At 47.6% G+C, this 13356-nt stretch carries 13 protein-coding genes; 10 read left to right on the forward strand and 3 right to left on the reverse strand.

All coding sequences use genetic code 11. The features are described from left to right. Positions 1 to 407 precede the first annotated feature (407 nt). The 3 genes from proX to Q0230_RS14910 are packed head-to-tail and all read right to left on the reverse strand — an operon-like array spanning position 408 to position 3515. A complete protein-coding gene (gene proX, locus Q0230_RS14900) occupies positions 408 to 1418 on the reverse strand; it encodes a glycine betaine/L-proline ABC transporter substrate-binding protein ProX (protein ID WP_298610972.1) in 1011 nt (336 codons plus the stop codon). Between the two features lie 58 nt (positions 1419 to 1476). Beyond that, entirely contained in the window at positions 1477 to 2418 is a 942-nt protein-coding gene (locus tag Q0230_RS14905; RefSeq protein WP_298610973.1) for a proline/glycine betaine ABC transporter permease, read from the reverse strand. Positions 2419 to 2441: 23 nt separating this feature from the next. After that, complete coding sequence (locus tag Q0230_RS14910; RefSeq protein ID WP_298610974.1) at positions 2442 to 3515, reverse strand: glycine betaine/L-proline ABC transporter ATP-binding protein; 1074 nt, start codon at positions 3513 to 3515, stop codon at positions 2442 to 2444. A gap of 131 nt (positions 3516 to 3646) precedes the next feature. Between Q0230_RS14910 and Q0230_RS14915 the strand changes: the two genes are divergently transcribed. The 10 genes from Q0230_RS14915 (at position 3647) to Q0230_RS14960 (ending at position 13346) form a co-directional block, all read left to right on the forward strand. After that, positions 3647 to 5191, forward strand: coding sequence for a trimethylamine methyltransferase family protein (locus Q0230_RS14915; RefSeq protein WP_298610975.1), 1545 nt, complete (start codon positions 3647 to 3649; stop codon positions 5189 to 5191). After that, entirely contained in the window at positions 5191 to 5859 is a 669-nt protein-coding gene (locus Q0230_RS14920; protein ID WP_298610976.1) for a GntR family transcriptional regulator, read from the forward strand. Before Q0230_RS14915 ends, Q0230_RS14920 begins: the two co-directional genes overlap by 1 nt. A gap of 100 nt (positions 5860 to 5959) precedes the next feature. Then, positions 5960 to 6946: a GlxA family transcriptional regulator gene (locus tag Q0230_RS14925; RefSeq protein WP_298610977.1), complete on the forward strand. Its 987-nt coding sequence runs from the start codon at positions 5960 to 5962 to the stop codon at positions 6944 to 6946. Positions 6947 to 7027: 81 nt separating this feature from the next. Beyond that, positions 7028 to 8011, forward strand: coding sequence for a 2-oxoglutarate and iron-dependent oxygenase domain-containing protein (locus Q0230_RS14930; protein ID WP_298610978.1), 984 nt, complete (start codon positions 7028 to 7030; stop codon positions 8009 to 8011). 109 nt (positions 8012 to 8120) lie between these two features. Then, on the forward strand, positions 8121 to 8543 hold the full coding sequence (locus tag Q0230_RS14935) for an SUKH-3 domain-containing protein (RefSeq protein ID WP_298610979.1): 423 nt from the start codon (positions 8121 to 8123) through the stop codon (positions 8541 to 8543). A gap of 202 nt (positions 8544 to 8745) precedes the next feature. Beyond that, the gene (locus Q0230_RS14940; protein WP_298610980.1) at positions 8746 to 9000 is read left to right on the forward strand and encodes a type II toxin-antitoxin system Phd/YefM family antitoxin; all 255 of its coding nucleotides are present in this window, start codon (positions 8746 to 8748) and stop codon (positions 8998 to 9000) included. After that, complete coding sequence (locus Q0230_RS14945) at positions 8997 to 9425, forward strand: type II toxin-antitoxin system VapC family toxin (protein ID WP_298610981.1); 429 nt, start codon at positions 8997 to 8999, stop codon at positions 9423 to 9425. Before Q0230_RS14940 ends, Q0230_RS14945 begins: the two co-directional genes overlap by 4 nt. 127 nt (positions 9426 to 9552) lie before the next feature. Next, positions 9553 to 10503 (forward strand): dihydrodipicolinate synthase family protein, encoded by a 951-nt coding sequence (locus tag Q0230_RS14950; protein WP_298610982.1) that lies wholly within the window; start codon positions 9553 to 9555, stop codon positions 10501 to 10503. Next, positions 10503 to 12005 carry an aldehyde dehydrogenase gene (locus tag Q0230_RS14955; protein WP_298610983.1) on the forward strand — a complete coding sequence of 501 codons (1503 nt, stop codon included), beginning with the start codon at positions 10503 to 10505 and terminating at the stop codon, positions 12003 to 12005. The genes Q0230_RS14950 and Q0230_RS14955 overlap by 1 nt, the downstream gene beginning before the upstream one ends. After that, entirely contained in the window at positions 12006 to 13346 is a 1341-nt protein-coding gene (locus Q0230_RS14960) for an FAD-binding oxidoreductase (RefSeq protein ID WP_298610984.1), read from the forward strand. Positions 13347 to 13356 lie beyond the last annotated feature (10 nt).

Below are 13356 nucleotides of genomic sequence, written 5' to 3' on the forward strand. Positions count from 1 at the left end.
ATGATGTATGGATTATTTATAAAGAAAAATTATCTTATATAAATAATGAATATTAATGTAATTTGATGAAGAGTAAGAGGTAAGTAGATTTTTATAACATAAGTAAGAGTTTTTGTTAACTAACTATTTACGTTAGTATTATTTATGATCGATTTTATTTCAATTGTACACTGTTAGCTTTTGAGCTAGATTTAATTGTCTCCAACCACAGTCTAGTTGCTATCACATCCTAACTTAGATACCCAAGAACCTTACGGTAAGCCAGAGCTATTCAAATTAGACGAAGCTAGCCCAGTGGCAATCTTCCCTGAGCTAATGATTGAGTGGGGATTTTTGAGTTAAACAAACCGCACTAGCCCAAACCAAGCTTCTCCAGTCTGAGCTAACACAACCAAGCTAAATTAGGCTTATTTCTTCACCGCATCGCGCCCAGCTTTAACCCAGCTATCAAATGTGTCTTTGTGTTTTTTAATCCAATCATCAGCGTGGCGCTGAATGTCAGCTTCTTTGTCTTGACCGTCTTTGATCAAACCATTTTCGGCAGAGATGTCATTGATGTCCAATTTAGCCACTTCAAAGACCGCTTTCGCAGCAGGATTTTTGTCAATGAAGGCTTTATTAGCAGCGATGTGAATGGTGTTGACGGCAAAACCTAAATCTTTGCCTTCATACGTGGTTTGTTCTTTTACACCGCCCGGTGAAGAGGAATAAGGAACTGCCAACCATTCCACATCTTTTCCGGGTACTAACACGCCAGAAACCCAATACGGTGTCCATGTGAAATACAGAATTGGTTTACCAGCTTTATAGCGGGAAATGGTATCCGCCATCATCACCGCATATGCGCCTTGGTTATGAGTAACAGTGTCACGTAATTTGTACTCGGTTAGATGATGTTCAATATTTCGTTCGCAGCCCCAACCCGGGATACAACCGGCTAAATCGGCCTTACCATCGCCATCTGCATCAAAGCGCTTAGCCATGGCAGGGTCTTTTAAGTCGCCAAAGTTCTTTACGCCAGCATCATACGATGCCTTATCCACCAGATAGCCTTGTAAAGAACCCGAGACGTAAGTACCAAGGCGCACGAGTTTTTCATCACCCCCCGCTTCTTTGTAGAAGGCATCGTGTAAAGGTTTCCAACTGACTGCCGTAAAGTCCGCATCACCTTGACCCAGTGCTAAGTGGATAGTTTGATATTCGGTTTCAGAAGGGTCGGCAATTTTGTAGCCTAATTCTTCCAAGGCTTTATATAGAATTTTGTGCTGGAATTTTTCTTCGATTTGCGTGCCTTCTGCCGGGCGAATGGTTACGCCCTTGCCAGGTTGATCATCCGCCATTACAGTCTGTGTAGCGACACTTAGGAACAATGAGCAGGCCAAGCTAAGGGCTTTGCCAGTTGAACTCAGTTTCATCATCTCCTCACTCCATCTCATGATTTGTAACATTACAAGAACACATTAACAGGCTTAGTCCTTAAGCAGTTTTTCCCATCCAGCGCAGCACCAAACCAATGGGGCCACCTTGCCACCAATGCCGGTACCCACGTTCACGATCCGATTGCCCCAAACCTTGGGTAATCCGATCTAATACAATTGCTAAAATAACAATCCCTAATCCACCGACCAGCGCTTTGCCCGCATCCAAGCGCCCCATTGCGCGTAATACTTCATTCCCCAAGCCTTTTACCGAGATCATTGAGGCAATCACCACCATCGATAACGACAGCATGATGGTTTGGTTTAAGCCAGCGAGAATGGTTTGAGTCGCAAGGGGTAATTCCACTTTGAATAGAATTTGTAAGGGGCTAGAACCGAAGGCACGCGCAGCTTCCACCACACTAGGATTCACTTGCCGAATTCCGAGCGAGGTCAAACGAATCAGCGGCGGCAAGGCAAAGATAATCGTGACAATCACCCCTGACACATTCCCAATCCCGATCAACATCACCACCGGCACGAGATAGACGAAGGCTGGAATAGTCTGCATGGTGTCGAGAAACGGGCGCATAATCGTTTCAAAGGTATTACTTTTGCCCGCCAAGATACCGAGCGGTAGGCCAATGATCACGCACAAGGTGACTGCCGAAGTGACGATAGCCAAGGTGGTCATGGCTAAGTTCCACGCATTTGGGTCGAGAAAGCCTAAGCAGCAAAGACTAGCTGCTACGATAATGCCGACACGTTTACCCCCCGCTTGCCAAGCGATCAGTGAAATAATCGCTAACATAATCAGAGGTGGGGTAGTTTGAAAGGCGTGTTCAATCCCAACGATCATATCGTTAATGAACTGCTTAAACGGTTGCATACCCTCACGGTGCGCTGATGCCCATTCTTTAATGCCATCCGCCCAATCGCCAATACCGAGATCGACACCACTGAAGGGGTCGAGTAGATTGAATGTTTTCTCCTCCGCCATCACAGCCTCCTCAAGCTATTTAGCTATTTGCTTACTGGCTCAACGCGCCCTTGAATGCCGCGTAATAAAGCATGGCGTGTCACCACACCGACCATTTTTCCATCAGACTGAATTAGAATCGGATGCTCGTTCTCAATCGCCATATCGACCAAGGTATTCAAATTATCCTCAGGACGAGCCACCGACCAGCCTTGACCAATTGCACCGGCGTGCTGCTGATAAGCTTCCAGTGGTTCCATAATTTTGCCTGCAGTGACTAATTCCAGTTTGGAAATGCCACCCACGAAATCGCGCACATAATCATCAGCGGGTTCAGTAACAATTTCTTCTGGCGTGCCAACTTGCACTAAGACCCCATCTTTCATAATCGCAATCCGATCACCGATGCGAATGGCTTCATCCAAATCATGGGTAATAAACAAGGTGGTTTTATTCATTTCCGCCGACAAGCTAATGAATTTGTCTTGCAGTTGGCGGCGAATAAGCGGGTCGAGGGCTGAGAAGGGTTCATCCATTAAGAGAATATCGGGGTCAGCAGCAATGGCCCGTGCTAAGCCCACGCGCTGCTGCATACCGCCAGAAAGCTCATCAGGATAATGACTATCCCAACCATCCAAATCCACGGCATGAATCGCGCGGCTGGCGACTTCATGGCGCTGCTTTTCATTGATACCGCGCACTTCTAAAGAAAACACCACATTGTCGCGCACGGTGCGATGCGGCATTAACGCCATACTCTGAAAGACCATGCCGATTTTCTCAGCACGTAATTTGCGCAAAGCACGCGCATTTAGGGAATTTACATCCACGCCTTCAATGATCACTTGCCCCAAGGTCGGTTCAATCAAGCGATTCACATGGCGGATTAAGGTCGATTTACCCGAACCCGATAAACCCATAATGCAGAAGATTTCACCTTGGCTGACGCTGAAACTCACATTTTGCACGCCGACTACACAACCAAAACGGTCACGTACCTCGCTTTTCCCGAGTGAACTCTCCTGAACGAATTTCATAGCCTCTTTGTGCCGCGCACCAAAGATTTTCCATAAGTTCTTGCACTCAATGACTGGGGAAGAAGATGACGATGTATTCATAAAGCAAGCACACCTGATGTTGAAAAGGAGTGGATCGAAATCCGCTTTGCCCAACCAGAAAAAACTTGGAATAACATAGCTTTCATATTAATGTACACAAATTGTATACATTAAAGCAAGAGGAGGATGTGATGGATGCAGTAGGAACTGAACGTCGTGGCCGTGATAGCCGCAAAGCAGCACGGGTAGCCACCAAAATTGAAATGCTTCCTACCTTGAAGCGCAAGCTGCCTGTGACTGAGCCAATGAATGAAGAGCAGGTTTTGCGTATTCACAATGCGTCGATGGCGATTTTGGAAGAGGTGGGTGTAACTTTCCGCGATAAAATTGCACTGGAGCAATGGCGACAGGCAGGGGCGGATGTACAAGGTGAACGAGTACGCTTTTCACGCGATTTGATCATGGAGTTGCTTAGCAGTATTCCTGAAACGATTACCCTACATGCGCGTGATCCGAAGAAAACGGTGCATTTAGGGGGGGATCATTCGATCTTTGTACCCATGACAGGTGCACCCTTTGTCTGTGACCTCGACAATAAGCGCCGCTGGCCGACCCTCGAAGACCTAAATAATCTGCATAAATTAGCGCATATGTGCCCTGCAATTCACTCCAGCGCTCACCATATTGTAGAACCAATGGATCGGGCAGTGTCGCATCGCCATTTGTATATCACTTATTCCTCAATGAAGCATTCCGATAAAACCTTCATGGGCATGACCACTTCTGGCAAGAATGCGGAAGATGTAATGAATATGTGCAAGATTTTATTCGGCGCTCATTATCTGGAAGATCATCCAGTGGTGACGGGCAATGTGAATGGCAATTCGCCCTTGGTTTGGGATGAGACTATGCTCGCGGCGATGCGGGTATTTTGCAGCCATAAGCAGCCGGTATTGTGCTCTCCCTTTGTGTTAGGGGGCGCGAATACACCCGCCAGTGTTGCCCCAACCGTCGCACAACTCAATGCAGAAGCCTTATCTGGCTTGGCTTACACCCAAGTGATTCGTAAAGGTGCACCTGCGATTTATGGGCATTATTTGAGTACTGTGTCGATGCGCTCTGGTGCACCAATGGCAGGCACGCCGGAAATTTCGCTGATGAATTTTATGATTGGGCAAATGGCGCGTTTCTATAATGTGCCGTGGCGTACTTCCAATACCTTGGGTGGCTCGAAAGTGTTTGATGCTCAGGCTGGTTATGAAAGTGCCACCACCATGATGGCGGTATTAATGGCGGGCGCCAATTATATTTGGCATTCGGCAGGTTGGAATGAGGCGGGCATGCACTGCTCGATGGCGAAATTCGTGGTTGATGCCGAGCAATGCGCGATGGGCTATCGGATGGCGGAGGGGATTCGCTGGGATGATTTTGAAGAAGGCTTAGCGGCGATTCGCGATGTGGGCCCTGGTGGCCATTATTTAGGCCACCCGCATACCTTGGAAAACTTCCAACGTGCCTTCTTTATGTCGGAGTTATTTGATAATAATTCGATTGAGCAATGGCAGGCTGAAGGGAGTAAAGACACGCTTACACGCAGCTTGGCGCAAGCTCGCAAATTGCTTAATGCTTACGAAGAGCCTAAGCTGGAGGTGGCGATTAATGAGGAATTGTTGGATTATATCGCCCGCCGTGAGCGCGAAATCCCAACTGTTGATGCTTTAAACGAAACCCACTGATGAAAAAAGAAAACCTGTATAGCGACCTAAAACGCCAGATTTTGACCATGGAATTAGAACCAGGTACCAGTCTGGATGAGACCACGTTGAGCGAGGAATACCAGATTTCACGTACTCCTTTGCGTGAAGTATTTCGGCGCTTAGCAGGTGAAGGTTATTTGGAAATCGTCAGCAATCGTGGTGCAACCGTGGCTTCGATGAGCCATAAAACTTTGCGCAATTTCTTTATGACCGCTCCTATGCTCTATGCGGCTGTGGGGCGATTAGCAGCAATGAATGCCACGCCCAAGCAAATCGAAAGCTTACGTTCTGCACAACGCGAATTCCGTAATGCCGCTTTGCGCCAAGACTCAGAAGGCTTGATTTTCTGGAATGACCGCTTCCATGCACTGATGGGTGAAATGGCGGCCAATCCTTATCTGAAACCCAGTTATGATCGCTTATTGATTGATCACGCACGAATTAGCCAAACCTTTTACCGTCCGCATGATCCCGATATGACGCACAATATGCAGCAAGCCCTTGATCAACATGATGCGATGATTGAATGTATTGTGAATGGTCAAGCGGAGACAATGGTGGAACTGATTCGCCAGCACTGGGATTTATCGCGCAGCCATATGGAGCGCTATGTGCGCCCCGATCCCTTACCGATTGAAAACCCCTAGTTAGGCGTAAAATGTTATAGCCAGCTATTAGCATTTTTGCGTCTAAAATACATTGTATACAAATTGTATTTTTAATTTGTGAGCTTTGAAGAGAAATGGATTGATTGCCAAACTTGAGAAATCCTGCAAAACCCGTCATGTCAGTTTTCTACTGATCTCGGGCTTTGCTTTGACCTCCTTTGCGCTCTCAGTTGAAACCTTGAGTGTGGCGAATAAGCTGTATGATGGGCTGGTTTACGATGTGCATTTGTATAGTGGTGACCCTGATTTAAACGCCGAAACCATTAGCACTTCAAATGGTGTGCCCATGCGTGTGGCGGGGCATTTTAGCCAAATCGCAAGCACTGATTTGGTGGTGCTTTGTGCTTATGAAGGCGCTGCAGCTTACAAACATAAAGCCTTGTTTGCGAATTTGCGCCACTTGCGGCGCTCCGGTGTGCAAGTGGCTGCCTTAACCAGTGCGAGCTTTTTATTGGCGCGCGCCGGTTTATTGGAAGGGCAGAGTTGCACGCTGTTTAATGAGGATATTCCCACGTTTCGCGAGCTATATCCGCAGATTAAGCTGCAAGAAAATATCTATACCGCTGGCCAGCATATTTTCACTTGTGCGGGTGGTCTGACGGCCTTGGATATGATGCTCTACATTGTTGGGCAAGATTTGGGCGCAGCGTTTGCCGATCAAGTGGCTTACAAGTTTTGCCATAATAAAATGCGCTTTGCCGATGAGCTGCAGCATAGCCGGCGCTATCTTGAATTGCGCATGAAATCGCGTTATCTCGGTGCAGCCGTGGAGTTGATGGAGAAAAATATCGAGCAGCCTTATCCGATTGAAACGCTGGCGGATAAAATTGGGGTGAGTATTCGCAGGCTCGAACAAACTTTTAAAAAACATACTCAAACCACACCGGCGCAATATTATTTGCAAGTGCGTCTCGCCCAAGCCAAAACCCTGATTGAAGAAACTGGCCTACCGTTTTGTAGCATTGCACAAGCTACTGGCTTTGCGTCACAAAGTTATTTTACCAAGCGTTTTCGCGAGCACTATGCGATTTCGCCCAGCGCATTAAGAATGGCGAAAACCTGTTAATTCCTTGCGCTTTTGTTATATCTGAAATAAGGCACGAAGCGGACACTGAGAGCCATCTAACTAGTGGAGAGGATGGATTTTATGAGTCAAGTAGTCGATGCGCGCCTTGCCAGCAAGCAAACTTCCTTTAGTGAAATTCCGATCATTGATATTGCCAAGCTCTTGGATGGCAGCGACCCACAAGCCGTGGCTGCGCAGATTCGCGCTGCTTGTGAAAATGTCGGCTTCATGTACATCAAAAATCATGGCGTGCCCAAAGCTTTAATCGAACGCATGTATGAGGTGACCAAAGCATTTTTTGCACTGCCACTTGACGCCAAACAACGCATCAATATCGTTCATTCTGGCCCCACTTTGCGCGGCTATATTCCGATTTATGGCGAAAATGTCGACCCACAAAATACCCGTGATTTCAAAGAATGCTTTGATTACGGACAGGATGGTAGCGAGGTTTCGCCCTTCTTTGGCGCGAATTTAATGCCCGAGGAAATGCCAGAATTCAAGCAACAATGCGAAGCTTATCACACGGCGATGGTGAATTTGGCGCATAAGCTCATTAGTGGCGTGGCCTTGAGCCTTGATTTGCCTGCGAATTACTTTGAAAAATTGCAACGCAAACCGATCACCATTCAACGTATCCTGCATTACCCTCCACAACAGGGTGCAATTTCTCAGGAAGAAATTGGCGTGGGCGCACATACCGATTATGGTTTTCTAACGATTCTGTCCCAAGATCAAGTCGGCGGTTTGCAAGTGCGTAATCGCGAGGGCGAATGGGTCAGTGCGCCGCCGGTGGAGGATACGTTTGTCGTCAATATTGGCGATCTGGTGCAAACCTTAACTAATGACCGCTATATCTCCACCCTGCATCGCGTGATTAATACCAGCGGCGTGGAACGCTACTCGATTCCGTTTTTCATCGACCTTGATTTTGATGCGCTGGTTACAGCTGTACCAACCTGTGTCAGCAGTGATAATCCCGCGAAATATGCGCCGTATACCTGTGGGCAGCATAAATATAAGCGCTTTGTGGATAGTTATGTGCATTTGCAGGCGACGGTTTAGGAGATGTGTATTGAAGGATGCTCTCTATTAGATAGTTTGCATATAAGCTGTTATAAATAACATACGATTTACTTCTAATAAATTGTTAAGGGTAATTGAAGCCAACCACATGATCTATATTCCTGAAAGAATCCAGCATTTTTTTATCTCTGTTGGTTGGGCGCCAAATATGCGACAGCATTCCACCGAAAGCCAAACTGTTCAGTCAATATTTACCGAGTTTGGTGGGCTTGAAGTAGGCGCGTGTGGTGCAGGTCTGGAATGCGCAGCAAGTAATGTTTGTTTCTTTACCTGTTATCAGGAACATAAACATGTCGTTGTAGAACCGTGGGTAAGTAGGCTCGGCCCCTTGACTGCGATAGCTGAGGCTCATCATGATCATATAAGCGTCTTCGCCAACCGTGAAGGAGCATACTATTTTTATACTCATCCAGATGACCAGCTTTACCTTGGCGGCACTTCATTCGGTGAGGCTATGGAGCGTTTATTATTAGGACAGCAATATGGCCGTCCTATTGAGCCTTGCATATAGCCTCAATGCAGTTGCTATCAAAATCTTTGGTACACCACATCTAACAATCTAGGCAGCCGGATCTAGGTTGCATTAATTAGTCTCACATAGTGGGTGTTTGGTTACTCTCACCGCATATGTATATAAATAATTCATTGGTTTGACAAAAATAGCAAAGTAGAATACTGTCTAGTCTGACTAGATTTTTATGAGGTTTAAGCTTATGCAAGAAAACATATGGCAACTCCAAGACGCAAAAAGCAAGTTTAGCCAGCTAGTTGATAATGCAATGCGTCACGAACCACAGATTGTTACCAAACACGGCAACAATGCGGTTGTGGTTATCTCTTTTGAGGATTATCTAAAGTTTATCAAGCCAAAAGATAATTTAGTTTCTTTTCTAAGAAACTCTCCGTTAATGGAAATTGATCTTGATGTCACAAGGAGCAAAGACACGCCAAGAGATATCGAGTTATGAAATATCTTTTAGATACTTGTGTTATTTCTGAAGTAGTTAAAAAAGAGCCAAATAAAAACGTATTAGCTTGGTTGGCTAAGCAAGATGAGGATAGCCTCTTTTTGAGTATCTTAACCTTTGGTGAGATACAGAAGGGTATTGAGAAAGCATCTGACCATAAGAGAAAGAAAAAATTAAAACTGTGGCTTGAAGACGATCTAAAAAAACGCTTCGAGGGTAGGATTATTCCCATCGATTTAAAAGTTGTGACTAATTGGGGTTCTATTCAAGGAGCAGCAGAGCTTGCGGGAAAACCCATGCCTACGATGGATGGACTGATAGCTGTATCAGGCATGACTTATAGCTGTGTTGTTGTAACCAGAAATACAGCTGATATGGAGCAAAGCAGCGCAGCGTTATTTAATCCTTGGGACTATGAAGCATAAGCACCACCTGATTTACAGTTTTTAGCCGTTACTGCGCATTTTAGTAAGCCAGAATTCTTTCTCATTCTTAATAGTCTTCCCAACAGAATTTTCACCAACCCCTTGGCAAACTTGCGTCTATCCTTTAATGTATACAAATTGTATACATTATTCGATTGATTGGAGCAGTAGGATGAAATTCGAGGGTATCTATACACCTGTCGTCACTCCGTATAATGAGGATTTCAGCATCAATGAGACGGTGCTGGAGTCGGTGATCGAATATCTGATTGCTAGCGGTGTGCATGGTCTGATTCTTGCTGGGACGACCGGCGAATATTATGCGCAAAGCCACGAGGAGCGCGTGCATCTGCTGGAGTGCTTCAAGTCAATCATCAATGGACGCGTGCCACTGATTGTGGGTACGGGAGCGATTCGAACCGAAGATTCGGTGCATTATGCCGAGTTGGCTGCGAAAGCGGGCGCGGATGCGCTTTTGGTTGCGACTCCACCGTATGCCGTGCCGACAGATCGAGAAAATGCTTTACATGCGCTCGCAATTGATCGAGCGGCCAATCTGCCCATTATGCTTTACAACTATCCGGGGCGGATGGGTGTGACAATGGGCGAGGAATATTTGGATCGCGTCGGGCGTTCTCCCAATTTCTGCGCCATCAAAGAAAGCTCTGGCGACATAAACCGTTTGCACTTGCTAGCACGCGATTATCCGCATCTGCAACTCGGTTGTGGGATGGATGATCAGGCGCTGGAATTTTTTGCGTGGGGTGCATCTTGCTGGGTATGTGCAGGTTCTAACTTTGCCCCCGAAGCGCATCTTGCCTTGTATCAAGCCTGTCGTGTGGAAGGCGACTTCAATAAGGGTCGACGCATTATGTCGGCGATGCTGCCGCTGATGCGCGTACTCGAGCAAGGTGGCAAGTTTATTCAATGTATTAAGCACGGTTTAGTGATGCGTGGCTTGCCGGTGGGGCCGCCACGTAAGCCATTGCAAAATCTCAATAAAGACGACAAGCGTGAATTGGAGCAGGTGATCCGGCTGATGGACACCACCCTGCAATACATCAAGGAGGGCGTATAATGTCAGACCTACTCAGCCATGAAGATTACTTAGCCCTAGCTGCGTCACTACGTTTCCCTGCCAATGCTTTTATTGATGGACGCTCGCAACCCGCATTATCTGGCAAGACGTTTGAAACACGCAATCCCGCAACAGGCAAAGTCTTGGCCAAGGTTGCGGCTTGCCAAAGCGAAGATGTCGATTTTGCCGTGAGTAAAGCGCGTGAAGCCTTCGAGCAAGGTCATTGGAGTAAGCTGCATCCCAGCGAACGCAAACAAGTGCTGATTCGCCTCGCCAAACTGATTAAGCGTAATTGCCATGAATTAGCGGTGATGGAAAGTCTCGATTCCGGCAAGCCGATTCGTGATTGCGCCCTGATCGATATTCCTGAAACCATCCACACCCTGCTTTGGCATGCGGAGTTAATCGATAAAATTTACGACCAGACTGCGCCGAGTAGTGATGATGCGATTGCGATGATTGTGCGTGAGCCGGTCGGGGTGGTGGCTTGCGTATTACCGTGGAATTTCCCGCTCTTGATGTTGGCGTGGAAGATTGGCCCCGCACTCGCGGCCGGTAATTCGGTGATCGTCAAACCGGCCGAACAAACTAGTTTAACCGCGCTACGTATTGCTGAGTTAGCCATTGAAGCAGGCTTGCCGCGCGGTGTGTTGAATATCGTAACTGGTATGGGGCCAGAGGTTGGTCAGCCTTTAGGTCTACATATGGATGTAGACATGCTCTCCTTTACTGGCTCGACTGAAACGGGGCGGCGCTTTTTGCGTTATTCCGCTGATTCGAATTTGAAGAAAGTGGTACTCGAATGCGGTGGCAAGAATCCGGCGATTGTGCTGGATGATGCGGAAGATTTGGATTTAGTCGCTCAGCATGTGGTGCAAGCCGCGTTCTGGAATATGGGTGAAAACTGCTCGGCTAATTCGCGTTTGATTGTGCAAGCTGGCGTGAAAGCCGCTTTGTTGGAACGTGTGTTAGCACGGGCGCGCGATTGGCGCACCGGCGATCCTTTAGACCCTACTAATCATTTGGGTGCACTGATTGATGGCGAGCATTTCAGTAAAGTGTGTAGTTATTTAGATTCGGGTTCAGTGCTGCTGGGTGGTAAATCGGTGGACGGTTGCTACGTCTTACCCACCATTATTGATCAGGTCGATACCAATAGCCGTTTAGGGCAAGAGGAGGTGTTCGGCCCCGTCTTAGCGGTGATTACGGTGCATTCGGTCGAGGAGGCGATTGAAGTGGCGAATAACACCCAATATGGCTTAGCAGCGAGTGTGTTTAGCGCGAATGGCAAGAAAGTATTACGGGCGGCGCGTGCGGTGCGAGCAGGTACAGTAACGATCAATTGCTATGGCGAAGGTGATATTACCACACCGTTTGGGGGCTATAAGCAGTCCGGTTTTGGCGGGCGCGATAAGTCGATTCATGCGCATGACCAATACACTGAGCTGAAAACCATTTGGATTGATTTATCGGATCGTGCGACGGACGAAGCGGTGGACTAAATGACCAATATTCGCAACATGCCACCGGATCGGGGAACCGCAGCTTGGGATGCGCTGTTGCCCCCGCGTCAAGCTTATCCTGAATTAGCCAGCACAATGCAGGCTGATTTTTTGGTGATTGGTGCAGGGTTTGCGGGTTTGTCGGCGGCGCGACGCTTGCAGCAGTTGCAGCCAACGGCGCGTATTGTGGTCTTAGAAGGGCGCAGAGTGGCGCAAGGGCCAGCGGGGCGCAATTCAGGCTTTATGATTGATCTGCCGCATGAGTTAACTTCTGATGATTATGCGGGTGAATCGGCTGAGAAAGACCGCCGCCAGACTAGCTTAAATCGTTCTGCGATTCGTTTTGCCAAAGATGCTGTTTCTGAATACGCTATGCCTGCGGAAACCATGGCTTTAAGTGGCAAAGTGAATGCAGCGGCCACGGCCAAGGGTGTGCATCACAATACCCAATATGCGCAACATCTGGATAAGCTGGGTGAAACTTATCGTTTGCTCAGTGCTGATGATATGCAGGCTTTAACTGGCACGCGCTATTATCAAGGGGGCTTGTGGACACCAGGCACAGCAATGATCCAACCCGCTTTGTATATTCGTAGCTTAGCGGCTGGCTTACAGCAGCAAGGGTTACAAATATTTGAACAGTCGCCCGTGAAAGCCTTAAATCGGGCTGAAGGTGGCTGGCAAGCGGATACTCCCAAAGGTGTGGTGCATGCGAAGAAAGTGATTCTTGCGGTGAATGGTTTAGTGGAGCACTTCGGCTACTACACGCGCCGCCTGATGCATGTAATGCTCTATGCCTCGATTACTCGCGCCTTGACTCCTGAAGAATGTAAACGTCTAGGGGGTGAATCGACTTGGGGTTTAACCCCTGCTGATCCCTTGGGAACGACGGTGAGGCGGATTTCGGGCGCAAGCGGCGACCGCATTATCATCCGTAACTGTGCTTACTACGACCCCGAAATGAATTCGCCCAAACATCGTATGGAGCTAGTCGCACGCAAACATGTCACTACTTTTAAAGCACGCTTTCCGATGCTTGCTGATGTGGATATGGAATACTCATGGGACGGGCGCTTATGCCTGAGTCGCAATAGTGTGTTTGCTTTGGGTGAAGTAGACGAGGGTGTGTATTCGGCCTGCTGCCAAAATGGACTGGGTACGGTGAAAGGGACTGTTTCGGGGATTATCGCCGCTGAGCAGGCAGCCGGCGCTACGACGACTTTATTACCTGATTATCGGCCTGAGCCACTGCCTACTAAATTGATGCCAGAGCCTTTGATGCTAGTGGGCGCGAATGCTTATTTGCGCTGGAAAGAGTTTCGGGCGGGGGCGGATTTTTGAGGTGGTTGTA

The organism is uncultured Thiothrix sp., from assembly GCF_937876535.1.
GTDB lineage: Bacteria > Pseudomonadota > Gammaproteobacteria > Thiotrichales > Thiotrichaceae > Thiolinea.

Excerpts from the sequence above, each read along its gene's own strand:
- proX (WP_298610972.1), bottom strand. The coding sequence starts at position 1,418 with ATGATGAAACTGAGTTCAACTGGCAAAGCCCTTAGCTTGGCCTGCTCA.
- Q0230_RS14905 (WP_298610973.1), bottom strand. The coding sequence starts at position 2,418 with ATGGCGGAGGAGAAAACATTCAATCTACTCGACCCCTTCAGTGGTGTC.
- Q0230_RS14910 (WP_298610974.1), bottom strand. The coding sequence starts at position 3,515 with ATGAATACATCGTCATCTTCTTCCCCAGTCATTGAGTGCAAGAACTTA.
- Q0230_RS14915 (WP_298610975.1), top strand. The coding sequence starts at position 3,647 with ATGGATGCAGTAGGAACTGAACGTCGTGGCCGTGATAGCCGCAAAGCA.
- Q0230_RS14920 (WP_298610976.1), top strand. The coding sequence starts at position 5,191 with ATGAAAAAAGAAAACCTGTATAGCGACCTAAAACGCCAGATTTTGACC.
- Q0230_RS14930 (WP_298610978.1), top strand. The coding sequence starts at position 7,028 with ATGAGTCAAGTAGTCGATGCGCGCCTTGCCAGCAAGCAAACTTCCTTT.
- Q0230_RS14935 (WP_298610979.1), top strand. The coding sequence starts at position 8,121 with ATGATCTATATTCCTGAAAGAATCCAGCATTTTTTTATCTCTGTTGGT.
- Q0230_RS14940 (WP_298610980.1), top strand. The coding sequence starts at position 8,746 with ATGCAAGAAAACATATGGCAACTCCAAGACGCAAAAAGCAAGTTTAGC.
- Q0230_RS14945 (WP_298610981.1), top strand. The coding sequence starts at position 8,997 with ATGAAATATCTTTTAGATACTTGTGTTATTTCTGAAGTAGTTAAAAAA.
- Q0230_RS14950 (WP_298610982.1), top strand. The coding sequence starts at position 9,553 with ATGTATACAAATTGTATACATTATTCGATTGATTGGAGCAGTAGGATG.
- Q0230_RS14955 (WP_298610983.1), top strand. The coding sequence starts at position 10,503 with ATGTCAGACCTACTCAGCCATGAAGATTACTTAGCCCTAGCTGCGTCA.
- Q0230_RS14960 (WP_298610984.1), top strand. The coding sequence starts at position 12,006 with ATGACCAATATTCGCAACATGCCACCGGATCGGGGAACCGCAGCTTGG.